Origin of the sequence: Mycolicibacterium llatzerense, assembly GCF_000878195.1 — a bacterium.
Lineage (GTDB): Bacteria > Actinomycetota > Actinomycetes > Mycobacteriales > Mycobacteriaceae > Mycobacterium > Mycobacterium llatzerense.
Map to the genome: position 1 here is coordinate 59,866 of NZ_JXST01000006.1, position 21,411 is coordinate 81,276.

Annotated in this window: 25 protein-coding genes; 21 read left to right on the forward strand and 4 right to left on the reverse strand. The window is 67.8% G+C overall.

The annotated features are described in order from the left end of the window. Positions 1-29: 29 nt before the first annotated feature. The 8 genes from TL10_RS05795 (at position 30) to TL10_RS05825 (ending at position 6,845) form a co-directional block, all read left to right on the forward strand. Entirely contained in the window at positions 30-1,016 is a 987-nt protein-coding gene (locus TL10_RS05795; protein WP_043402100.1) for a Ppx/GppA family phosphatase, read from the forward strand. After that, positions 1,013-2,143 carry an Rv0497 family membrane protein gene (locus TL10_RS05800; RefSeq protein WP_043984887.1) on the forward strand — a complete coding sequence of 377 codons (1,131 nt, stop codon included), beginning with the start codon at positions 1,013-1,015 and terminating at the stop codon, positions 2,141-2,143. The genes TL10_RS05795 and TL10_RS05800 overlap by 4 nt, the downstream gene beginning before the upstream one ends. 11 nt (positions 2,144-2,154) lie before the next feature. Further along, the gene (locus TL10_RS05805; RefSeq protein WP_043401352.1) at positions 2,155-3,000 is read left to right on the forward strand and encodes a sugar phosphate isomerase/epimerase family protein; all 846 of its coding nucleotides are present in this window, start codon (positions 2,155-2,157) and stop codon (positions 2,998-3,000) included. Positions 3,001-3,029: 29 nt separating this feature from the next. Next, the gene (proC, locus tag TL10_RS05810) at positions 3,030-3,893 is read left to right on the forward strand and encodes a pyrroline-5-carboxylate reductase (RefSeq protein ID WP_192830186.1); all 864 of its coding nucleotides are present in this window, start codon (positions 3,030-3,032) and stop codon (positions 3,891-3,893) included. A 139-nt stretch (positions 3,894-4,032) separates the two neighbouring features. Beyond that, positions 4,033-4,257, forward strand: a complete 225-nt coding sequence (locus TL10_RS05815) for a cell division/environmental response transcriptional regulator (protein ID WP_029105159.1) — start codon at positions 4,033-4,035, stop codon at positions 4,255-4,257. A gap of 227 nt (positions 4,258-4,484) precedes the next feature. Next, positions 4,485-4,586 carry a 30S ribosomal protein bS22 gene (locus TL10_RS30025; protein ID WP_003402602.1) on the forward strand — a complete coding sequence of 34 codons (102 nt, stop codon included), beginning with the start codon at positions 4,485-4,487 and terminating at the stop codon, positions 4,584-4,586. Between the two features lie 48 nt (positions 4,587-4,634). Then, positions 4,635-5,753, forward strand: a complete 1,119-nt coding sequence (locus TL10_RS05820) for an SDR family oxidoreductase (protein ID WP_043401358.1) — start codon at positions 4,635-4,637, stop codon at positions 5,751-5,753. Positions 5,754-5,786: 33 nt separating this feature from the next. Further along, complete coding sequence (locus tag TL10_RS05825) at positions 5,787-6,845, forward strand: lysophospholipid acyltransferase family protein (protein ID WP_043984889.1); 1,059 nt, start codon at positions 5,787-5,789, stop codon at positions 6,843-6,845. Between the two features lie 21 nt (positions 6,846-6,866). Here TL10_RS05825 and TL10_RS05830 read toward each other — a convergent pair whose 3' ends face one another. Further along, positions 6,867-7,397, reverse strand: a complete 531-nt coding sequence (locus tag TL10_RS05830; protein WP_043401363.1) for an FAS1-like dehydratase domain-containing protein — start codon at positions 7,395-7,397, stop codon at positions 6,867-6,869. Positions 7,398-7,444: 47 nt separating this feature from the next. Next, on the reverse strand, positions 7,445-8,320 hold the full coding sequence (locus TL10_RS05835) for an HAD family hydrolase (protein ID WP_043401366.1): 876 nt from the start codon (positions 8,318-8,320) through the stop codon (positions 7,445-7,447). Positions 8,321-8,353: 33 nt separating this feature from the next. Here TL10_RS05835 and TL10_RS05840 point away from each other — a divergent pair, with 33 nt between their 5' ends. From TL10_RS05840 to TL10_RS05900, 13 genes are all read left to right on the forward strand, one after another. Beyond that, a complete protein-coding gene (locus TL10_RS05840; RefSeq protein WP_043401369.1) occupies positions 8,354-8,623 on the forward strand; it encodes a glutaredoxin family protein in 270 nt (89 codons plus the stop codon). A gap of 201 nt (positions 8,624-8,824) precedes the next feature. After that, the gene (locus tag TL10_RS05845; protein ID WP_043401372.1) at positions 8,825-10,195 is read left to right on the forward strand and encodes a glutamyl-tRNA reductase; all 1,371 of its coding nucleotides are present in this window, start codon (positions 8,825-8,827) and stop codon (positions 10,193-10,195) included. Between the two features lie 6 nt (positions 10,196-10,201). Beyond that, entirely contained in the window at positions 10,202-11,161 is a 960-nt protein-coding gene (gene hemC / locus TL10_RS05850) for a hydroxymethylbilane synthase (protein ID WP_043401375.1), read from the forward strand. 3 nt (positions 11,162-11,164) lie between these two features. Continuing rightward, a complete protein-coding gene (locus TL10_RS05855; RefSeq protein ID WP_043401379.1) occupies positions 11,165-12,850 on the forward strand; it encodes a bifunctional uroporphyrinogen-III C-methyltransferase/uroporphyrinogen-III synthase in 1,686 nt (561 codons plus the stop codon). Between the two features lie 84 nt (positions 12,851-12,934). Further along, positions 12,935-13,915, forward strand: coding sequence for a porphobilinogen synthase (gene hemB, locus TL10_RS05860; RefSeq protein ID WP_043401382.1), 981 nt, complete (start codon positions 12,935-12,937; stop codon positions 13,913-13,915). Then, positions 13,912-14,391: a hypothetical protein gene (locus tag TL10_RS05865; protein WP_318259845.1), complete on the forward strand. Its 480-nt coding sequence runs from the start codon at positions 13,912-13,914 to the stop codon at positions 14,389-14,391. The genes hemB and TL10_RS05865 overlap by 4 nt, the downstream gene beginning before the upstream one ends. A gap of 53 nt (positions 14,392-14,444) precedes the next feature. Next, positions 14,445-14,846, forward strand: a complete 402-nt coding sequence (locus TL10_RS05870) for a hypothetical protein (RefSeq protein ID WP_043401384.1) — start codon at positions 14,445-14,447, stop codon at positions 14,844-14,846. Further along, positions 14,843-15,343, forward strand: coding sequence for a transport-regulating membrane protein Mce1N (locus tag TL10_RS05875; RefSeq protein WP_043401386.1), 501 nt, complete (start codon positions 14,843-14,845; stop codon positions 15,341-15,343). The genes TL10_RS05870 and TL10_RS05875 overlap by 4 nt, the downstream gene beginning before the upstream one ends. After that, on the forward strand, positions 15,340-15,582 hold the full coding sequence (locus TL10_RS05880) for a hypothetical protein (RefSeq protein ID WP_043401388.1): 243 nt from the start codon (positions 15,340-15,342) through the stop codon (positions 15,580-15,582). Before TL10_RS05875 ends, TL10_RS05880 begins: the two co-directional genes overlap by 4 nt. A gap of 10 nt (positions 15,583-15,592) precedes the next feature. Then, positions 15,593-16,804, forward strand: a complete 1,212-nt coding sequence (locus TL10_RS05885) for an acyl-CoA dehydrogenase family protein (RefSeq protein ID WP_043984890.1) — start codon at positions 15,593-15,595, stop codon at positions 16,802-16,804. A gap of 39 nt (positions 16,805-16,843) precedes the next feature. After that, positions 16,844-17,713: an oxygenase MpaB family protein gene (locus TL10_RS05890; protein WP_043984891.1), complete on the forward strand. Its 870-nt coding sequence runs from the start codon at positions 16,844-16,846 to the stop codon at positions 17,711-17,713. Further along, on the forward strand, positions 17,703-18,314 hold the full coding sequence (locus TL10_RS05895; protein WP_043401395.1) for a TetR/AcrR family transcriptional regulator: 612 nt from the start codon (positions 17,703-17,705) through the stop codon (positions 18,312-18,314). Before TL10_RS05890 ends, TL10_RS05895 begins: the two co-directional genes overlap by 11 nt. 85 nt (positions 18,315-18,399) lie before the next feature. Beyond that, entirely contained in the window at positions 18,400-19,017 is a 618-nt protein-coding gene (locus tag TL10_RS05900) for a maleylpyruvate isomerase family mycothiol-dependent enzyme (protein ID WP_043401398.1), read from the forward strand. Between the two features lie 115 nt (positions 19,018-19,132). Here TL10_RS05900 and TL10_RS05905 read toward each other — a convergent pair whose 3' ends face one another. Both TL10_RS05905 and TL10_RS05910 read right to left on the reverse strand, forming a co-directional pair. Next, a complete protein-coding gene (locus TL10_RS05905; RefSeq protein WP_043401400.1) occupies positions 19,133-20,242 on the reverse strand; it encodes a fatty acid desaturase family protein in 1,110 nt (369 codons plus the stop codon). A gap of 25 nt (positions 20,243-20,267) precedes the next feature. Further along, on the reverse strand, positions 20,268-21,011 hold the full coding sequence (locus tag TL10_RS05910; RefSeq protein ID WP_043401402.1) for a TetR/AcrR family transcriptional regulator: 744 nt from the start codon (positions 21,009-21,011) through the stop codon (positions 20,268-20,270). Positions 21,012-21,411: the final 400 nt, after the last annotated feature.

The window sequence follows — 21,411 nt, forward strand, 5'->3', positions numbered from 1 at the left end:
GCAACCGTAGACCCGTTACCGTGGTTTCCGTGCGATTGGGCGTCCTCGACGTGGGCAGTAACACCGTTCATCTGTTGGTAGTCGACGCGCGCCGCGGCGGGCACCCGACACCGATGAGTTCGACCAAGGCCTCACTGCGCCTTGCGGAGGCCATTGACGACACCGGCAAATTGACCCGCAAGGGCGCTGACAGCCTGGTCGCGACCGTCGACGAGTTCGCCAAGATCGCCACCAGCTCGGGCTGTGCGGAGTTTATGGCGTTCGCCACATCCGCGGTCCGGGACGCCACCAACTCCGAAGCGGTGCTGGCCCGCGTCCGGGCCGAGACCGGCGTCCAGCTGCAGGTCCTGTCCGGGGTCGACGAATCCCGGCTCACCTTCCTGGCGGTGCGCCGCTGGTACGGCTGGAGCGCGGGCCGCATCATCAACCTCGACATCGGCGGGGGTTCGCTGGAATTGTCGGGCGGTATCGACGAAGAACCCGACGTCGCGCTGTCAATGCCGCTGGGTGCGGGCCGATTGACGCGGGAATGGCTGCAGGAGGATCCGCCGGGCCGTCGGCGCGTGGCCGTGCTGCGGGACTGGCTGGACAACGAGCTGTCCGCCTCGGCGGCCAAGGTGCTCTCTGCGGGCACCCCGGAGCTGGCGGTCGCGACCTCGAAGACGTTCCGGTCGCTGGCCCGGCTCACCGGTGCGGCGCCGTCCGGGGCGGGGCCGCGCGTGAAGCGCACGTTGACCGCCGCTGGCCTCAGACAGCTCATATCTTTCATCTCTAGGATGACCACGGCTGACAGAGCCGAGTTGGAAGGGGTGAGTGCCGACCGCGCGCCACAGATCGTGGCCGGTGCGTTGGTGGCCGAGGCGACCATGAGGGCGCTGTCGCTCGACGCGGTGGACATCTGCCCGTGGGCATTGCGGGAGGGTGTGATTCTGCGGAAACTCGACAGTGAAGCCGATGGAACCGACTTGGTGGAAACGTTCGCGGGCTTAGCTCCCGCCAAAGGCGAGACACGATGACAGATTCAGACGACTTCTCCGCGACGCGACCGATCTCGGTCGCCGAGCTGCTGGCCAAGAACGGCACCATCGGTGCACCGCCCGTCGGCGGCCGCCGCCGCCGGCGGCGGGGGAACAGCGACGCGGTGACGGTCGCCGAACTGACCGGCGAAATCCCGATCATCCGGCCGGAGACGCTGCACGCAGAGCCCGCGCAGGCCCCGGAAGTTCCGGAGCCCATCGCGGAGCCCGAGTCCGAACCCGAAGCCGTCGTCGAGCCTGAGGCCCCGGCTGAAGCCACAGCCGTCGCCGTCGAGGACGAGACGCCGTCCGCCGCCGACGAGATGGAGCCCGACGACACCGGCGCCCACTACGTCGTCGACGAGGCGATGCTGCACACCGACCTCGTCGACCCGGCGCCCGCAGACGCCGCGGCCGACGACTACGAGGACCACTTGCGCCGCCGCGACGCCGAGGCCGATCCGCTGGAGTTCGTGGCGCCGTCGTCGCGCAAGCCCGCGTTCCGCTGGTCGTTCAAGCCGGTGCGCGGCGCCGAGGAGATGAGCCCCGACCTGGTCGACGAGGACGTGCCCGCCGACGCGGACGTCGACGACGATCTGCTGTCGTTCAAGGATGCGGAGCCCGTCGCCAAGCTCCCCGTCGACGCCGACGCCGCCGCGGCTGCTGACGCCACTGACGACGCCGCCGGCGTGCGCGATACGTCGCGGGAAGGCCGGAGTTCGCGCTACGACGCCCTGTTCGGTGGCTTCGCCGCCGACGAGGACACCCGCCGCGACGACGTCGAGGCCGCGTTCCATGACGAAGCGGAACGCGACGACCACGACTACGACCGCGACGAAGCCGATCACGAGGACGAACAGGCCGGTTCGGGCCTGAAGCGCGGCGCCTGGGTGGTCGGCCAGAGCCTGTTGGCCGTCGCGTTCGGTGCCGGCATGTTCTTCGCGTTCGACCAGTTGTGGCGCTGGAACCAGATCGTGGCGCTGATGCTGTCGATGCTGGTCATCCTCGGCCTGGTCGCCGGTATCCGGGTGATCCGCAAGGACCACGACCTGGCCAGCACACTGATCGCGATCCTGGTCGGCGGCCTGGTCACGTTCGGGCCCCTCGCACTGCTCTACTCGGCCTGAGCCGGAGCCCTGTGCGTCCCGCCATCAAGGTCGGCCTGTCCACCGCCTCGGTCTATCCACTGCGGACCGAGGCTGCCTTCGAGTACGCCGCACGCCTGGGCTACGACGGTGTCGAGCTGATGGTGTGGGCCGAGCCCGTCAGCCAGGACATCGACGCCATCGAGCGGATGTCGGAGCGCTGGGGCGTGCCGGTGCTCAGCGTGCATGCGCCGTGTCTGCTGATCTCGCAGCGGGTGTGGGGCTCCAACCCCATCCCGAAGCTGGAACGCAGCGTGCGGGCCGCTGAGCAGCTGGGTGCGCAGACGGTCGTCGTGCACCCGCCGTTCCGGTGGCAGCGCCGCTACGCCGAGGGTTTCTCGGATCAGGTGCTCGAGCTGGAGGCGTCCAGCGACGTGCTGGTCGCGGTCGAGAACATGTTCCCGTTCCGCACGGACCGGTTCTTCGGCACCGGCCAGCCGTCCATCGAGCGGATGCGCAAGCGTGGCGGGGCCCCGGGACCTGGGATCTCGGCGTTCGCGCCGTCCTACGACCCGCTGGACGGCAATCACGCGCACTACACCCTGGACCTGTCGCATTCGGCGACGGCCGGGACCGATGCCATCGACATGGCCCGCCGGATGGGCAAGGGGCTGGTGCACCTGCATCTGTGCGACGGCAACGGTGCGTCCACCGACGAACATCTGGTGCCGGGGCGCGGCAGCCAGCCGACCGTACAGGTCTGTCAGATGCTCGCCGCCAGTGAATTCTCCGGTCACGTGATCCTGGAGGTCACCACGTCGGCGGCGCGCAACAACGCCGAGCGTGAGGCGCTACTCGTCGAGTCGCTCGAATTCGCCCGTCGGCACCTGCTGCGCTGACCCTGCGCCGTCCTGGCATGCTGTCTTCCGTGGCGAGAATTGCGATCATCGGTGGCGGAAATATCGGAGAGGCCTTGCTGGCGGGGCTGTTGCAGGCAGGGCGGCAGGTCAAGGATCTGGTCGTCGCCGAGGCTTATCCGGCGCGTGCCGCGCAGCTCGCCGAGAAGTACTCCGTCCGGGTCACCGACGTCGCCGACGCCGCCGAGAACGCGGCTTACGTGATCGTGGCCGTCAAACCCGACGCCGTCGAGGGCGTCGTCGAGGTGCTGGCCGAACTGGCCTCCGACGCCGACAGCAGCAGCGTCGAGCAGGTCGTGGTGTCGGTGGCTGCGGGCGTCCCGACGGCCTTCTACGAGGCCAAGCTGCCGGCCGGCGCGCCGGTGGTGCGGGTGATGCCGAATACGCCGATGCTGGTGGGCGCGGGCGTCACCGCGCTGTCGCGTGGCCGGTTCGCGAACGAAGCCCAACTCGCCGAGGTGTCCGAGATCTTCTCGGCCGTCGGCGCGGTGCTGACCGTGCCGGAGAAGCAGATGGACGCGGTGACCGCGGTGTCCGGTTCGGGCCCCGCGTACTTCTTCCTGATGGTCGAGGCCGTGGTGGACGCGGGCGTCGCGGCGGGCCTGCCGCGGGCCGTGGCGACCGAGTTGGCGGTCCAGACGATGGCCGGTTCGGCGGCCATGTTGCTCAATCGGATGGGTGATTCGGGAACCGGTTCTGCGGTCGGTCCGCTGGATACCAGCGCCGCCGAATTGCGGGCCTCTGTGACCTCTCCGGGGGGCACTACCGCCGCTGGGCTGCGGGAACTCGAACGGGGCGGCCTGCGCTCCGCGGTCGCAAGTGCGGTCGAAGCCGCAAAAACACGGTCTGAGCAGCTAAGAATTACATCTGAGTAGTTCTAAGATTTCAGATTGATTACCCCACACCCGTCGCAATAACCACATTGGCCACGCTATTCTCCTTCTCGTAAGCACGCGTTGGTGCCAGCGGAGGGGAAGCCGCTGGAGCTGGCCGTGCCTGATTGATTGGGTTGCGATGACGTCTATGAACGGGCCATCGGCGCGTGACGGTGGCGATCAGCCACGAACGCAGTTCCTGACTGTTGCCGAGGTTGCGAGTCTGATGCGGGTAAGCAAGATGACGGTATACCGGCTGGTGCACAACGGGGAGTTGCCCGCGGTGCGTGTCGGCCGATCATTTCGGGTGCACGCCAAGGCGGTGCACGACCTCCTCGAGTCCTCGTACCACGACGCGGGTTAGTCACCGCGCGCCCGGCTGAGTGCTGCGTACCTTGGGTGCGCAGCACCGAATCCGCGTATTCGGTGTGATTGGTATCGGTCAGCGCTACCGGGCACTCCGAAATCGCTGATGAGCGGGCGTATCCAGCAGGCGTTTTCGTGACCGGAAACCCCGCCGGGTAAAGTGGCGGGGTTGGTTTCACACCGATCTTCACGGATCGACGTCTAGTAGCGGAGACTTCAAAGTCTATGGGTTCAGTCATCAAGAAGCGGCGCAAGCGCATGTCGAAGAAGAAGCACCGCAAGCTGCTTCGTCGCACCCGGGTTCAGCGCAGAAAACTCGGTAAGTAACCGCGACGCCGACCTGTGCCATCCATCGACGCCCTCTAGGCTGACCAAATGGATGCCGACGGACGCCCTGGAAGCCGGCCCACCGCGCCGGGCGGAAGCGATTCCGGCCCGGACATCCCCGAGACCCTGCACCACCCCAAGGTGGTGCTGGTCACGGGGGCGTGCCGGTTCCTGGGCGGCTATCTCACAGCCAGGCTCGCGCAGAACCAGCTCATCGAGCATGTGATCGCGGTCGACGCGATCACGCCGAGCAAGGACATGCTGCGGCGCATGGGCCGCGCGGAGTTCGTCCGCGCGGACATCCGCAATCCCTTCATCGCCAAGGTGATCCGGAACGGCAACGTCGACACCGTCGTCCACGCGGCGGCGGCGTCGTACGTGCCGCAATCCGGTCGCGCTGCGCTCAAAGAGCTCAACGTGATGGGTGCGATGCAGTTGTTCGCCGCCTGTCAGAAGGCGCCGTCGGTGCGTCGGGTGATCCTCAAGTCGACATCGGAGATCTACGGGGCCAGCCCGCGTGATCCGGTGATGTTCACCGAGGACAGCAGCGCCCGCCGGCCACCGGGGGAGGGCTTCGCCCGGGACAGCATCGACATCGAGGGCTACGTCCGCGGTCTCGCGCGACGGCGGCCCGACATCGCGGTCACCATCCTGCGGCTCGCCAACATGATCGGTCCGGCCATGGACACCGCGCTGTCGCGGTATCTGGCGGGTCCGTTGGTGCCGACCGCCTTCGGGCACGACGCACGGTTGCAGCTCCTGCACGAGCAGGACGCCCTCGGGGCGCTGGAACGCGCCACCTTGGTCGGACGGGCCGGCACCTTCAACATCGGGGCGTCGGGCGTCATCCTGATGAGCCAGGCCATTCGCCGGTCTGGCCGGATCGGGCTGCCACTCGCCGGGCCCACGATGTGGGCCCTGGACGCGTGGCGACGAGCGACCGCGGGCGTCGAATTGGACCGCGAACAGTCCGACTACATGCGCTACGGCCGGGTCATGGACACCACACGGATGACGAGGGAACTCGGCTATACCCCAAAGTGGACGACCATGGAGGCTTTTGACGATTACGTTTCAGGCCGCGCGCTGACGCCCATTATCAGTCCAGGGTGGGTAGGCTCAGTGGAGCGTCGTGCAGTGGCCGCAGCGCAGCGGTGGGGACGCTGATTTCGCAAGTTTTTGATGGTGGGAGATATTGACGTGGCGGGCGAATCCAAAGCCAAAGTCATTCCGCTACATTCGAATTCGACACGCGCTGGTGCGCAACGTCGTGCGTCGAGACGGGATGCGGCGCTGCGACATCCTTCGCTGTTGACCGACCCCGGGACCCGCGCATCGGCTGAACAGATCGCCGCGGTGGTCCGCGAGATCGACCAGCATAGGTTTGCTGCGTCCGGCTCTCCTGCCGCTGACGGTCCCAATGAACTGGCCCAACGTATCGGTGCTGCTTCGGATTTCATTCGCAAGCGGATGACCGGCGATTACGTGGTCGACGAATTCGGTTTCGACCCGCATCTCAACGATGCGATGTTTCTTCCTTTGCTCCGAACGCTTTTCAATTCCTGGTTCCGCGTCGAGGTGTCCGGTATCGAGCACCTCCCGGATGACGGCGCCGCATTGGTCGTGGCAAATCATGCGGGCGTGTTGCCGTTCGACGGGCTGATGACGTCGGTCGCCGTGCACGACAAGCACCCGAAGCACCGCGACTTGCGGTTGCTGGCTGCCGACCTCGTCTTCGACCTGCCGGTGGTCGGCCAGGCCGCGCGCAAGGCCGGGCACACCATGGCCTGCACCGCCGACGCGCACCGGCTGCTCGAGGCCGGCGAGCTGACCGCCGTGTTCCCCGAGGGGTACAAGGGCCTGGGCAAGCCGTTCAAGGACCGGTACAAGCTGCAGCGGTTCGGCCGTGGCGGCTTCGTCTCGGCAGCACTGCGCACCGGCGCGCCCATCGTGCCGTGCTCGATCGTCGGCTCCGAGGAGATTTACCCGAAGATCGGCGACGTGAAGCTGCTCGCCCGGCTGCTCGGGTTGCCGTACTTCCCGCTGACGCCGTTGTTCCCGCTCGCCGGCCCGCTCGGACTGCTGCCGTTGCCGTCGAAGTGGTACATCCAGTTCGGCGAGCCCATCTCGACGGCCGATTACGAGGATGGCGCGGCCGACGACCCGATGGTCACCTTCGAGCTGACCGACCAGGTGCGCGCCACCATTCAGCAGACGCTGTACCAGCTGCTGGCGAATCGCCGCGGCACGTTCCTGTAGTTCGTTCCCCGCGAGGGTGAATCAACCCTTTTGTGCCGCAACCATTTTCGCGATGGCGGCGTCGCGGGCTGCCGCGATCTGCGCGCTGATCTCATCAGTCTCGCCGTCGTGCTGCGCCTCGCCGAGCATGGTGACGACGCTCGTCATCACCGGCTGGCCGTCGTCGTCGGTGACCTCGGCGCGGACTTCACTGATCACGGTGCCGTGCGACTCGATCACCGAATCCAGGTACGAGTCGAACCACAGCCGGTCGCCGACCTTGATCGGGCGGTGGAAGATCAGCTTCTGGTCGCGGTGCAGCACGCGCTCCAGATTGATCGGCACGTCGAACTGGTTGAAGATCTCGAGCTGCACGCGTCGGCCCGCCACCGCGATGAACGTCAGCGACGCGATCAGGGTGTCCGAACCGCACTCAGCTGCGGCTTCGTCGGTGAAATGGGCGGGGTGATCGTCCTGCACCGCCAGCGCGAATTCCTTGACCTTCTCGCGGCCGACCTCGAAGTAATCGGGGTACCGGTAGTGGGTGCCGATGATGTTGTCCGCGATGCCCATGGCGGGTGAGCCTATCAGCGTCCGCGCCTCTGACCGGCGCGGCGAAGCTAGTTGCCCTTGCGGGATGCCATGGCGGCCAGTGCCCCGCCGACGGCGCCCAGGGCCAGCGCCGACGGCACGCCGATGCGGGCGGCCTTGCGGGCGGTCCGGAAATCGCGGATTTCCCAACCCCGTTCGCGGGCCACGTCGCGCAGCGCGGCGTCGGGGTTGATCGCGACGGCCGTGCCGACCAGCGACAGCATCGGCACGTCGTTGAAGCTGTCCGAGTACGCGGTGCAGCGGCGCAGGTTCAGGCCCTCCCTGATGGCAAGTTGGCGAACCGCATGCGCCTTGCCGACCCCGTGCAGGATGTCGCCGACCAGGCGGCCGGTGAAGACCCCGTCGACCGACTCGGCGACGGTGCCCAGCGCCCCGGTCAGCCCCAGCTTGTTGGCGATGGTCTGGGCCAGCTCCATGGGCGTGGCGGTGACGAGCCAGACCTGCTGGCCCGCGTCGAGGTGCATCTGTGCCAGCGCCCGCGTGCCCTGCCAGATCTTGTCGGCGATGATCTCGTCGTAGATCTCGTCGCCGAGGGCTTCCAGTTCCGCGGTCTGCCGGCCCTCGATGAACGACAGGGCCTTGCGCCGGCCGGCGGCGACGTCGTCGCTGTTCTCCTTGCCGGTCACCTGGAACTTGGCCTGCGCGTAGGCGAAGCGGGCCAAGTCGGAGTATTTGAAGTAGTCGCGGGCGGCGAGGCCACGGGCGAAGTGCACCAGCGATGAACCGTGCACCAGCGTGTTGTCGACGTCGAAGAACGCGGCCGCGGTGAGGTCGGGCGGCGGCGGGAGCGCAGGGGCGGCGGGTTCGTCGGCTCCGGAATCCTGGCCGTCGACAGTGTCGGCGGGCACGGGCTCGTCGGCAGTCACGGGGCTGGATTCGGACACGGTTCAACAGTAGGTCACGCCATACTGTTGCGCGTGGATCGATCAGGGAACAGCCACCGCGTGACGTTGCTCACCCGAACCGGCTGCAGCATGTGTGCGCGCGCGGCGGCTCAGCTCGCTGAGCTGTCCGACGAGCTCGGCTTCACCCTGACGAGCACGGATGTCGATGTACTTGCTGCTGCCGGGGATACCGCGTTGCGCGCGGAATTCGGCGATCGGCTGCCCGTGGTGCTCCTCGATGACGTTGAGCACAGCTACTGGGAGGTCGACGAGGAGCAGTTGCGGGCCGACTTGGCAGGTTGACGCAGTGGGTTGACCGTCAGGCCAGGGCGCTCAAGGCGCATGCAGGGCTCTATTGACGGCTCGGCCGTCGTGGGATTCGGTGTGCGTATAGCAAATTTGGTCGGCGGGCTGGTGAGCGGCTAGCTTTGAATACGTTCCTGCGGCCACTCGAGGCCCAGGAAACATGCCTGCGCGACGGAGGTGCGACGAGGTGAAGAGGCCGTGAGCGTACTGCTGTTCGGGGTTTCGCACCGCAGTGCACCGGTTTCCGTGCTGGAACAGCTCAGCACCGACGAGGCCGAACAGGCCAAGATCATCGAGCTGCTGCTGCAGTCCTCTCTGGTCACCGAGGCGATGGTGCTCTCCACCTGTAACCGGGTCGAGGTGTACGCGGTGGTCGACGCCTTCCACGGCGGGCTCTCCGTGATCGGTTCGGTGCTCTCCGAGCGATCGGGCATGTCGCTGCACGACCTCACGAAGTACGCCTACGTGCGGTACGCCGAGGCGGCTGTCGAGCATCTGTTCGCCGTGGCCAGCGGCCTCGATTCGGCGGTCATCGGTGAGGCGCAGGTGCTGGGCCAGGTGCGCCGGGCCTACACCTCCGCGGAAGCGCACCAGACCGTCGGCCGCACCCTGCACGAACTGTCGCAGCGGGCACTGTCGGTCGGTAAGCGGGTCCATTCCGAGACCGGGATCGATTCGGCGGGTGCGTCCGTGGTTTCGGTGGCGCTGGACATGGCCACGTCCAAGCTGACGTCGCTGACCGGGCTGACGGCCGCCGTGATCGGCGCCGGCTCCATGGGTGCCCTGGCCGCCGCGCATCTGACGCGCGCCGGGATCGCCCGCATCGAGGTGGTCAACCGCTCGCTGCCGAGAGCCGAGCGCATGGTCGAGAATTTGAAGGCACAGGGCGTCGACGCGGCCGCGCACACCCTGGACGACATCGCCGTCGCGCTGGGCAACTCAGACGTCGTCGTCGCGTGTACCGGCGCGGTGCGTCCGGTGGTGTCGTTGGCCGATGCGCACCGTGGACTGATGAACCGCCCGGAGCATCACCAACTGGTGATCTGCGACCTGGGCATGCCCCGCGACGTGGACAGCGCGATTGCTGGCCTACCCGGCGTGCACATGATCGACATGGACCGCATCCAGCGGGAGCCGTCGGCCCGGGCCGCTGCCTCGGATGCCGAAGCGGCCCGCTCGATCGTCGCCGCGGAGGTCGCCAGCTACCTGGCCGGCCAGCGGATGGCCGAGGTCACCCCGACCGTCACCGCCCTGCGTCAGCGCGCCGCCGACGTCGTCGAGGCGGAATTGCTGCGGCTCGACAACCGGGTCCCCGGGCTCGACGCCGCCCACCGCGACGAGGTCGCGAAGACCGTCCGACGGGTCGTCGACAAGTTGCTGCACGCACCGACGGTGCGGGTCAAGCAGTTGGCCAGCGCGCCCGGCGGCGACACCTACGCCGAGGCGCTGCGGGAGCTGTTCGAGCTCGACCCGCAGGCCATCGACGCCGTGTCCGCCGGCGAACTGCCCTTGATGGCACCAGATTTGGCGGCAGGCGAGCCGCATTCCCACCACGACAAGGCTGAGTAATCTCACTTGGTAACTACCCTCGATAACGTTGTCCGGATCGGCACCAGGGGCAGCCTGTTGGCTACCACGCAGGCCGGCACCATCCGTGACGCCCTGGTAGCTCTGGGGCAGCCCGCGGAGCTGGTCATCATCAGCACCGACGGTGACCGCTCCCAGGCGCCCGTCGCCGAAATCGGCATCGGTGTGTTCACCGCCGAGCTGCGGCACGCGATGGCCGACGGCCGCATCGACGTCGCGGTGCACTCGTACAAGGATTTGCCGACGGCGCCCGACGAGCGCTTCGTCATCGCCGCCGTCCCGCCGCGCGAAGATCCGCGGGATGCCTTGGTGGCGCGCGACGGAATGGTGCTGGGGGAGTTGCCGGCCGGCTCGGTGATCGGCACGTCGAGCCCGCGACGGGCGGCGCAGCTTAGAGCACTGGGTCTCGGTTTGGAAATCCGCCCCCTACGAGGCAACCTAGATACCAGGTTGAACAGGGTAAGTAGTGGTGATCTCGACGCTGTTGTCGTCGCCCGAGCGGGTCTGGCCCGTATCGGACGGCTCGATGTCGTCACCGAGAGCCTCGAGCCGGTGCAGATGTTGCCAGCGCCGGCGCAAGGCGCCCTCGCGGTCGAGTGCCGAGTGGGGGACACCGAGTTGGCGACGCTGCTGGGAAAGCTGGACCATCCCGACACGCGTGCCGCGGTCACTGCCGAACGAGTCCTGTTGGCCGAACTGGAGGCGGGTTGTTCCGCGCCGGTGGGTGCGATCGCTGAAGTGGTCGAGTCCATCGACGAGGACGGCCGAGTCTTCGAAGAGCTGTCGTTGCGCGGTTGCGTGGCGGCGCTGGACGGATCCGACGTGATCCGGGCGTCCGGGATCGGGACACCCGAACGGGCACGAGAGCTGGGGCTCTCGCTGGCCGCGGAGTTGTTCGACCTGGGTGCACGCGACGTGTTGGATCAGCGGACTGTAGAGCGGGAGTGAGAGATGACGACCCGAGTGCGTAAGCACAAGCCCGGCCGCATCACCTTTGTCGGTTCCGGCCCCGGTGACCCGGGCCTGTTGACGACGCGTGCGCGGAACGTTTTGGCGCATGCGGCATTGGTTTTCACCGATCCTGACGTGCCCGAGGCGGTGCTGGCGCTGATCGGTACCGATCTGCCGCCGACGTCCGGGCCGCACCCGGCCGAGGTGGAGCCGGCTGCCGAGACCAAGACCGACGAGGCCACGCCCGAGAAGGCGCCGGCTGCCGCGCCCACGATGACGTTCCCGCATGGCGTCGACGTGCGCCCCGCTCTGGGTGACCCGACCGAGGTGGCCAAGCTGCTGATGGCCGAGGCCAAGACCGGTGTCGACGTGGTGCGCCTGGTCGCCGGCGACCCGCTGTCGGTCGACTCCGTCATCACCGAGGTGAACGCCCTGGCCAAGACCGCGGCGCACTTCGAGTTGGTGCCGGGCCTGCCGTCGTCGACGGCTGTGCCGACCTACGCGGGCCTGCCCGTCGGGTCGTCGCACACCGTGGCCGACGTCCGCGGTGACGTGGACTGGGCCGCGCTGGCCGCCGCCCCCGGGCCGCTGATCCTGCACGCGACGGTGTCGCACCTGCCGGACGCCGCCCGCACCCTGATCGAATACGGCCTCACCGAAAGCACCCCGTGCGTCGTGACCGCCAACGGCACCACCTGCCAGCAGCGGTCCATCGAGACCACGCTGGCCGGACTGCTGGACAAGGCCGTGCTGGAGAAGCCGGTCGGCCCCGAGCCGGTCGGACCGCTGGCGGGCCCGCTGGTCGTCACCATCGGCAAGACGGTGGCGCACCGGGCCAAGCTGAACTGGTGGGAGAGCCGCTCGCTGTACGGCTGGACCGTGCTGGTGCCGCGCACCAAGGACCAGGCCGGCGAGATGAGCGATCGCCTCGTGGGCCACGGCGCGCTGCCCATCGAGGTGCCGACCATCGCCGTCGAGCCGCCGCGCAGCCCCGCCCAGATGGAGCGTGCGGTCAAGGGTCTGGTCGACGGCCGCTTCCAGTGGGTCGTGTTCACCTCCACCAACGCGGTGCGTGCGGTGTGGGAGAAGTTCAACGAGTTCGGTCTGGACGCCCGGGCGTTCTCCGGTGTGAAGATCGCCTGCGTCGGTCAGGCCACCGCGGACAAGGTGCGCGCGTTCGGTATCAACCCCGAGCTGGTGCCTGCCGGTGAGCAGTCGTCGCTGGGCCTGCTCGACGAATTCCCGGACTACGACGAGATTTTCGACCCGGTGAACCGGGTGCTGCTGCCGCGTGCCGACATCGCCACCGAGACGCTGGCCGAGGGCCTGCGCGAGCGTGGCTGGGAGATCGAGGACGTCACGGCCTACCGCACCGTCCGCGCCGCTCCGCCGCCGGCGCACACCCGCGAGATGATCAAGACCGGTGGTTTCGACGCCGTCTGCTTCACCTCGAGCTCCACGGTGCGCAACCTGGTCGGCATCGCCGGCAAGCCGCACGCCCGGACCATCGTCGCCTGCATCGGCCCGAAAACCGCTGAGACCGCAGCCGAATTCGGCCTGCGGGTGGACGTGCAGCCGGAGACCGCCGCGGTGGGCCCGCTGGTCGAGGCGCTGGCCGAGCACGCCGCTCGCCTGCGCGCCGAGGGTGCCCTGCCGCCGCCGCGTAAGAAGAGCCGGCGCCGCTAAACTCGATCGAAACGGCATTCCAGCAGGCGTGCACTCGCACTTTGTCTGCCGGAATGCGGCTTCGGCGAACTAGGAGGCATTGCTGTGTCGTATCCGAGGCATCGGCCGCGGCGACTGCGTACGACCCCGGCGCTGCGGCGTCTGGTGTCCGAAACCTCGCTGGAGCCACGGCATCTGGTGCTGCCGCTGTTCGTCGCGGACGGGCTCTCCGAGCCGCGTCCCATCAGCTCGATGCCCGGGGTCGTCCAGCACACCCGGGAGTCGGTGCGCCGCGCCGCCGCGGAGGCAGTCGAGGCCGGTGTCGGTGGGCTGATGCTGTTCGGCGTTCCGTGCGACGGTGACAAGGATGCGACCGGTTCCGAGGGAGTCAACCCCGACGGCATCCTCAATGTGGCACTGCGCGACCTGAATTCGGACCTCGGCGACGCGACGGTGCTGATGGCCGACACCTGTCTGGACGAGTTCACCGATCACGGGCACTGCGGTGTGCTCGATGTGCACGGCCGGGTCGATAACGACGCCACCAACGAGCAGTACATCAAACTTGCTGTGGCCCAAGCGCATTCGGGTGCGCACGTGGTCAGTCCGAGCGGCATGATGGACGGTCAGGTGGCCGCGATCCGCGATGGGCTGGACCATGCCGGGCACAGCGATGTCGCGATCCTGGCCTACGCCGCCAAGTTCGCGTCGGCGTTCTACGGCCCGTTCCGCGAGGCGGTGGGCTCGAGCCTGCAGGGCGATCGTCGTACCTATCAACAGGATCCGGGCAACGCCCGCGAAGCGGTCCGCGAGATCGAACTGGATCTCGCCGAAGGCGCCGACATGGTGATGGTCAAGCCGGCGATGAGCTACCTGGACGTGGTGCGCGCCGCTGCCGACATCTCGCCGGTCCCCGTTGCGGCGTACCAGATTTCGGGTGAGTACGCGATGATCAGCGCGGCCGCGGCCAACGGCTGGATCGACCTGCGGGCCTCGGTCCTCGAGTCGCTCGTCAGCATTCGGCGCGCCGGCGCCGACATCGTGCTCACGTACTGGGCGACGGACGTCGCGGGCTGGCTCCGGTGAACCCCCAAAACCCGCAGAACCCGCATCCGCAGTACCCGCCGTATCAGGGCGCGGCCCCGGACGGTTCCGGTGCCGAGCCGCACGAGATGCCGCAGGACGTCGTCACCGGCTTCTGGCTGTGGACGGCCGCGCTGCCGGTGTCGGTGATCGGCTACGTCGTCAACCTGCTGACCACGCCCGAGCGCTCGGTGTCGGGCTACGCATACGCGGTGTCCGGTCTGATGCTGTTCATCATCGCGGTCCTGGTGGCCACGTTCCTGGTGCTGCTGCGGCAGGGTTACCGGTGGGCGCGCAGCATCCTCACCGGTGGGTCCGCGGCGACGATTCTGTACCTGACCACCAATCTCTTCGCCGACTACCACGGCGCGGCCGCGGCGCTGGGCTACGCGGTGTGCGGCATCGGCGGCACGGTGCTGATCGGCGGCGGCGTGTACCTCCTGCACCGCCCCGACTCGAACGCCTACTTCGTCCGCTGAGCCGCGCCCACGTCGACGTCGATGCACACGTCGCCCGCTAGGCTGGCCCGGATATGACTGAGCCCACGCCCTCACCCGCCCGACCGCAGGCCGTGACCGTTGCTTTCTGGTGCTGGGTGGTGGCCGGGGGTCTCCTCACCGCGATCGGTACCTGGCAGCTCAGCCTGAGCCTGCCCGCTTCGTTCCGGGCCATCGGTGGGCTGCTGGCGGCGGTCGGACTCGCTCTGGGCTTTCTCGCCGGCCGGGCGCGACGCGGCGATGCCCGGTTTCGCCGGGCCGCCACCGCGCTGGCGATGGCGATCGTGCTGCTGATTGCGTTTCTGCTGCTGGTGTTCGGGGCGGATCCGCTGGGATTCCTGGTGCTGACGATTGTCATGGCGTTGGCGATCGGTGGGACGGTCTCGATCACCCGGCCTGCGGCGCAGTCCTGGTTCGATGGAAAGGCCAACGCATGACAGACGCGCCGACAGACACCGACGCCGAACAGGTCCTCTTCCACGAGGTCGGTGCCAGCTGGTGGTGGCTGCTGCTGGGGCCGTTCTCCGGCGGTTCCATCGCCGCGATGCAGTTGTGGTCGGCCCACCGGCTGGACCCGCTGGTGCCGCTGGTGTTCCTGGTGCTGGTGACGGGGTTCATCGGGCTGCAGATCAAGGCCGCACGCCTGCACACCTCGGTCGAGCTGACGCCGGAATACCTGCGCCAGGGCACCGAGTCGGTCCGCGTCGCGGACATGCTCGGGATCTACCCGGAGGCGCGCGGCGCCGAGGCGCCGCGCTGGCAGTCCGACCGGGCGCTCGGAGAGCTGACCGGTGTTCCGCGGGGACGCACCGGGATCGGGCTCAAGATGACCGGTGACCGGACCGCGCAGGCGTGGGCGCGGCGCCATCGCGGGCTGCGTGCCCAGCTGGAGGCGCTGGGTGTACGCGAATTCGGCGAGGACGACGACGAATGAGCACCGGCAGGATCGTGGCGGCCGGCGCGCTGATAGTGGCGGTACTGGCGGCCGTCGGCTCGGTGCTGAGTTGGCTGGCCGCATCGTCGATCGCCGACGTGGCGCCGGTGATTCCCGGCGAGCCGGTGAAGACGTCGGTGCTCTATGACCCGTCGTTCATCACGTTGTCGCTGTTGCTGGCGACCCTGGCCGGGGTGCTCGCCGTAGTAGGTACGGCGAGGTGGCGGCGCGCCCAGTAGTGTGTCGCCCATGTCTTTTTCGCTTGAACTGTCCGCTGACGTCGTACAGGTCCGGGACTGGGTCCACGAGTTCGCTGCTGACGTGATCCGTCCGGCCGCCGAGGAGTGGGACGAGCGCGAAGAGACGCCCTGGCCGATCCTTCAGGAGGCGGCCAAGGTCGGCCTGTACTCCATGGAGTTCTTTGCTGCTCAGACTGCCGAGGAGACCGGGCTCGGCATGCCCGTCGCCGTCGAAGAGCTGTTCTGGGGTGACGCCGGCATTTCGATGTCGATCATGGGCACCGGTCTGGCTGCCGCGTCACTGGCGGCCAACGGCACCATGGAACAGCTGGGCGAGTGGCTGCCGCAGATGTACGGCGACATCAACGAACCCAAGCTGGCCGCATTCTGTTCGTCGGAACCCGGTGCGGGATCGGATGTTTCGTCGATCATCACCCGGGCGCGGTACGACGAGGCCACCGACGAATGGGTGCTGGGCGGCACCAAGACCTGGGCCTCCAACGGCGGCATCGCCAACGTGCACATCGTCGTCGCCTCGGTGTACCCGGAGCTCGGCTCGCGCGGCCAGGCCAGCTTCATCATCCCGCCTGGCACAAAGGGTTTCAGCCAGGGTCAGAAGTTCAAGAAGCACGGCATCCGGGCGTCTCACACCGCTGAGGTCGTGCTCGACGACGTCCGGCTGCCGGGCCGGCTGATCGTCGGCGGCCGGGAGAAGTTCGAGGAGCGGATCGCCCGCACCCGCGAAGGCAAGAGTTCGGCGGGCCAGGTGGCCATGAAGACGTTCGAGCGCACGCGGCCGACGGTGGGGGCGATGGCGTTGGGCGTGTCCCGCGCTGCCTACGAGTACGCGCTGGGATACGCGCAGGAGCGCGAGCAATTCGGCCGCAAGATCGGTGACTTCCAGGCCGTCGCGTTCAAGCTGGCCGACATGAAGGCCCGCGTCGACGCGGCGCGGCTGCTGGTGTGGCGGGCCGGCTGGATGGCGCGCAACAACATGCCGTTCGAGAACGCCGAAGGTTCCATGGCCAAGCTGGTCGCCAGTGAGACGGCGGTCTACGTCACCGACGAGGCCATCCAGATTCTGGGCGGTAACGGCTACACCCGCGACTATCCGGTGGAGCGGTGGCACCGCGACGCCAAGATCTTCACGATTTTCGAGGGCACCAGTGAGATCCAGCGGCTCGTGATGTCCCGCGCGATCACGGGGCTGCCGCTCAAGTAGCTCTTGTTACAGAGTGCAAAATTTGTAACACTGTTCCGCATGACCGAACTTGCGGAACAGTCCGAGCTGGTCTCGGAACCGGTTGATGCCCTGCCTCTGGGGCCCGACTCACTGGTGTGGAAGTACTTCGGCGACAACCGGATGTACCTGATCGGTCCCCGGCCGGCGGTCCTGCAGAACATGCTGGCCCAGCTCGGCCAGGGTGTGCTGGACCATTCGGTGTTCTTCGCCGATACCTCGGCGCGGGTCAAGCGCTCGCTGCCGCCGATCTTTCGCACCGTGTACGGCACCGATGACGCCAATACCGGAACGCAGGTCCGCGACTACCACCGCGAGATCAAGGGCGACATGCCCGACGGCAGCCGCTACCACGCGCTCGACCCCGACACCTACTACTGGGCGCACGCGACGTTCGTCGACCAGGTGCTGTACTTCGCGGACACCTTCGTCAAGCGGCTGAGCTACGCAGAGAAGGAACAGATCTACCTCGAGTCCAAGACGTGGTACCGCCGCTATGGCGTCAGTGACAGGCCGATGCCGGCCACCTACGCCGAATTCGAGGAGTACTGGGACCGGATGATCAATGACGTCGCGGTGCCGCACAAGACGGCGCGGTACGGCGTCGGCTATGTGACCAAAGGCTTTCCGGCGCCCAAGGGCGTCAACCCGGCGGTGTGGCGCGTGATCGCGGTGGCGTTCAACCCGGTCGCGGCGTTCCTGACCACCGGCGGCATGCCGCCGCGGACGCGGGACCTGCTGGAGCTGCCGTGGACCGACCGGCAGGAACGCGCATATCAACTGTTCGCCGCCGCCTGGCGCACCAAGCCGGTGAACTGGGTGTGGGACCGATTGCCGATGTCGGTGCGGTACAACAGCTTTGCGCAAAGCGGTTACGCACGTGCCCGCTGACGCGACGCAAGCGATCCTCGACGCGGCGCTCATCGAATTCGAGCAGCACGGCTTCCGCCGCGTTGCGCTCGACGACGTGGCGCGCCGGGCCGGGGTCAGCCGCACCACGATCTACCGGCGGTTCGCGGGCCGCGATGAGCTGGTGGCCGCGGTCGTCGAGCGCGAGAACGTCGTGCTGTTCGACGATATCGCCAGCGAGCTGAAAAACGCTGGGCCGCAATCTGATTTGTATGTCGAGGCGTTCACGCTGTCGATCCTGCGGTTCCGCCGGCACCGGGTGCTGAACCGGATGATGACCGATGAACCGTCGCTCGTGATCGCACTCATGCAGCAGCACTACGGTGCTGCGGTGGGCCGGATGGCGGCGGCGCTGCGCGTCATCTTCCCGGAGGGGTTCGCCGACCGGATCGGCGAGCAGGCCGTCAACGACCTGGCCGACACCATCCTGCGCTACGCCGCGATGGTGCTGCTGTTGCCGAGTGTCGAGGCGCTGGAGAGCGCCGAGGAGATCCGCGCTTTTGCCGCACGGCATTTCGTGCCGAGTCTGCCGCCGGCGCTGCAGGGTCAGGCGGGCAAGTCGGCCGCGGGGTCGATGCGGTAGCGCAGGCGGTAGGAGACCGCGGGATCTCATGCTTGGATCAGTTTCGGCCGGTCCTTCGCTGGGAAGTGGGTAAGTCGTGTCGACAATGGAGCTGGCCCGTGCCGAGCGCGAGGACCTCGTCGAGTTCCTGGCGCAGCTGACGCCCGAGCAGTGGGAACAACCGTCGTTGTGCACCGGGTGGCGGGTGCGCGACGTCGTCGGCCACCTCATCGGCTACGACGAGTTGAGCGGCGCGGAGACCGTCCGGGAGTTCCTGCGCGGTGGGCTGTACCCGCCCCGGATCAATGCCGCCGTGCTGGCGCGGCACGCGGGCCGCAGCGCCGACGAACTCTGTGCCACGTTGGCTGAGCATGTCGTCCCACGTGGTCTGACGACCGGCTTCGGCGGCCGGATCGCCTTGTCGGACGGGATGATTCACCAGCAGGACATCCGTCGACCGTTGGGTCTGCCCCGCCAGATACCGCACGACCGGCTGGTGACGGTGCTGGACTTCGCGCGCTACGCGGCGCTGCTGCGCGGCGCCTGGCGGGCCAGGGGAGTGCGGTTGGTCGCCACCGATCTGGACTGGTCGTTCGGCCGCGGGCCGGAAGCGTCCGGACCCGCGGAAGCCCTCCTGATGGTGATGGTCGCGCGGCCTTGTGCGCTCGCTGATCTCACCGGCCCCGGTGTGGACCGGTTATGCCGGAACCTGGGTGCGCACTAGCCGGAGAGCCCGCGGCGAGCCGCGCCGCCGATTGCTGCTGGGACAACCGACTGGCATACCAACGCCGGTGCGATCACGCCGAGTGCGATCTGCATCGCACCGACCCCCTGGCGAGTTAGCCCGGCGCGACGGCGTACACGCAATCACGGCCCGACACAACACGATCCGGCAGCGCGAGTGCGACGATGGTGCGCAGGGTGCGGAGATACTGGCGCGCGAGCGGACCGGTCGTGTACGGCAGGCCGAAGCGGGCGCACACGGCCTGGACCTGTACGGCGATCTGGGCGTAGCGGTTACTCGGCAGGTCGGGGAACAGATGGTGCTCGATCTGGTAGCAGAGGTTGCCGCTGAGGAACGCCAGCACCGGCCCGGCGTGGAAGTTCGCGGTACCCAACATTTGTCGTAGATACCATTCGGATTTGGTCTCGGCGTCCAAGGCCGCTGGGGTGAATTTCTGTGTGCCGTCGGCGAAATGACCGCAACAGATCACCACGTAGGCCCAGACGTTGCGCGCCAGATTGGCGACCGCGTTGGCGGTGAGGGTGCGGCGCCATCGGCGAAGGCTCAGCGCGGGGAAGAACACGTAGTCCTTGCCGGCCTGCCGGGCGACCTTGCGGGCCAGCGCCCGGGTGAGGGCGGATTTCTCGGCGCGAGTCGCCGCACCTCGTTGCTCGGACTCCCAGCCCTGCAGCGCGATGCCCCATTCGAACATGATGCCCAGCAAGGCATTTCGTAGCGGCTGCAGCAGATTGCCGGCGCCCCACGGCTGGTCCGGGGTGACCCGCATGATGCCGTACCCGAGGTCGTCGTCCATCCCGATGACGTTGGTGAAGACGTGGTGGCGGTAGTTGTGGGCATATCGCCACTGCGAGGAGACGCCCGCCATGTCCCACTCCCAGGTGCTGGAGTGGATTTCCGGGTCGTTCATCCAATCCCATTGACCGTGGCAGATGTTGTGGCCGAGTTCCATGTTCTCGATGGTCTTGGCCGTGGCCAATGCGGTGGTGCCGAGTGCGCACCCCAGCTTGCCCCGGGTGGCCGCGATGACCAGCCGCGCGGTGACCTCGAGGCAGCGCTGAAACACGATGGTGCGCTGGATGTATGCCCGGTCCGATGCGCCCCGCGAATTCTCGACGTCGCGACGAATGGACTCCAGGGCGGCTCCGAGCGCGTCCAGGTCCGACTCGCTGAGATGGGCATATTCGGCTACTTCGGTGATTGCCATGGGGATCACCTCCGTTCGTGGTGATTTATGGGGGTCCGGCCGCAGGCACGCCGAATCGGGTGCCCAGGCCGCTGAGCAGGATGTCGAGTCCCCGGTCGAGTTCGGCGCGCCCGTCGTAACTGGCCCAGATCGGGGCGAGGTCACGCAAGTGCGGGAATTGGTCGAGCGGCAGCCGGTACAGCCCGAGCCGCAGCACATGATCGGTTTCCTCGGGACGTTCGACGATCTCCTGCAGTTCGGTCAGGACGTGGCCGTACAGGAATCCGAACAACGTCCGGTAGACGTGGAGTGCGTCATCCCCGCTGAACCCGGCACGGGTCAGGAGTGCGAGCACCTGTTCGAGGTGCCGCAGGATGCCGGGGGGCCGCATCCCGAGTGGTGTGGCAAGGGGACGGGTGACCAACAGCGGCACCACGTGGGGATGCGCGCGCGCCAATTCGCGGAAGCCGTGGCCGAGTTTGCGTAATGCGGCAGCCCAGTCCGTCGCCAGGGTGTCGAGCGCAAGCTGCTCGAAGACCATCTCGACCACCCCGTCGAGCACGGCCGCCTTGTTCGGCACATGACGGTAGAGCGCCATCGGGTCGCGACCCACCGCCTCGCCGAGGCGGCGCATCGACAGCGCGTCAACGCCCTCGCGGTCGATGATCTGCAGGGCGCTGCTCAGGACCGCCGCGCGGGTGATCGGCCGGTTCGCGCCGTCCTCCGCGGGCGAGTCGGCGCCGGGCGCGTCTCGCCCCGGACGTGATGGCCCTCTCGAGGGTGGGGTCATGAGTGAAGCACCGCCCTTCGTGCGCGTCTCTCCGGCATCGCTTCAGTGTAGCCCTATCTCGTAGGTCTACGCTGTTGACATAGCTCTGATCTGGGAGTTCACTGGAGTCGTAGCACCGGATGAGGCGCCGTCATGATCGTGATCGTCGGATCGGCCACTGTGCTCGTCGCGCTGGCCGAGGGGTCCGGCGCGGTCAACGGCCGGTCGGCGGTGATGCGGGGACGCATTCACGTCTCGTCCGATAACCCCTAGGAGCCGAAATGGCTACCAGCAACACAGTTTTCCTGTCCCTCATGGTCCTGCTAGCGATGGCGCTCACCGCGGTTTTCGCGTGGACGGCGGGCAACAACCGCAACCAGCACCGCGCTGCGCCACCCATCCAGCAGCCGGTACCGACTCC

Coding starts and splice junctions, on each gene's coding strand:
- TL10_RS05800 (WP_043984887.1), top strand. CDS start 1,013: ATGACAGATTCAGACGACTTCTCCGCGACGCGACCGATCTCGGTCGCC.
- TL10_RS05815 (WP_029105159.1), top strand. CDS start 4,033: ATGACGTCTATGAACGGGCCATCGGCGCGTGACGGTGGCGATCAGCCA.
- TL10_RS30025 (WP_003402602.1), top strand. CDS start 4,485: ATGGGTTCAGTCATCAAGAAGCGGCGCAAGCGCATGTCGAAGAAGAAG.
- TL10_RS05820 (WP_043401358.1), top strand. CDS start 4,635: ATGGATGCCGACGGACGCCCTGGAAGCCGGCCCACCGCGCCGGGCGGA.
- TL10_RS05830 (WP_043401363.1), bottom strand. CDS start 7,397: ATGGGCATCGCGGACAACATCATCGGCACCCACTACCGGTACCCCGAT.
- TL10_RS05855 (WP_043401379.1), top strand. CDS start 11,165: ATGACGACCCGAGTGCGTAAGCACAAGCCCGGCCGCATCACCTTTGTC.
- TL10_RS05870 (WP_043401384.1), top strand. CDS start 14,445: ATGACTGAGCCCACGCCCTCACCCGCCCGACCGCAGGCCGTGACCGTT.
- TL10_RS05875 (WP_043401386.1), top strand. CDS start 14,843: ATGACAGACGCGCCGACAGACACCGACGCCGAACAGGTCCTCTTCCAC.
- TL10_RS05880 (WP_043401388.1), top strand. CDS start 15,340: ATGAGCACCGGCAGGATCGTGGCGGCCGGCGCGCTGATAGTGGCGGTA.
- TL10_RS05885 (WP_043984890.1), top strand. CDS start 15,593: ATGTCTTTTTCGCTTGAACTGTCCGCTGACGTCGTACAGGTCCGGGAC.
- TL10_RS05890 (WP_043984891.1), top strand. CDS start 16,844: ATGACCGAACTTGCGGAACAGTCCGAGCTGGTCTCGGAACCGGTTGAT.
- TL10_RS05900 (WP_043401398.1), top strand. CDS start 18,400: ATGGAGCTGGCCCGTGCCGAGCGCGAGGACCTCGTCGAGTTCCTGGCG.
- TL10_RS05905 (WP_043401400.1), bottom strand. CDS start 20,242: ATGGCAATCACCGAAGTAGCCGAATATGCCCATCTCAGCGAGTCGGAC.
- TL10_RS05910 (WP_043401402.1), bottom strand. CDS start 21,011: ATGACCCCACCCTCGAGAGGGCCATCACGTCCGGGGCGAGACGCGCCC.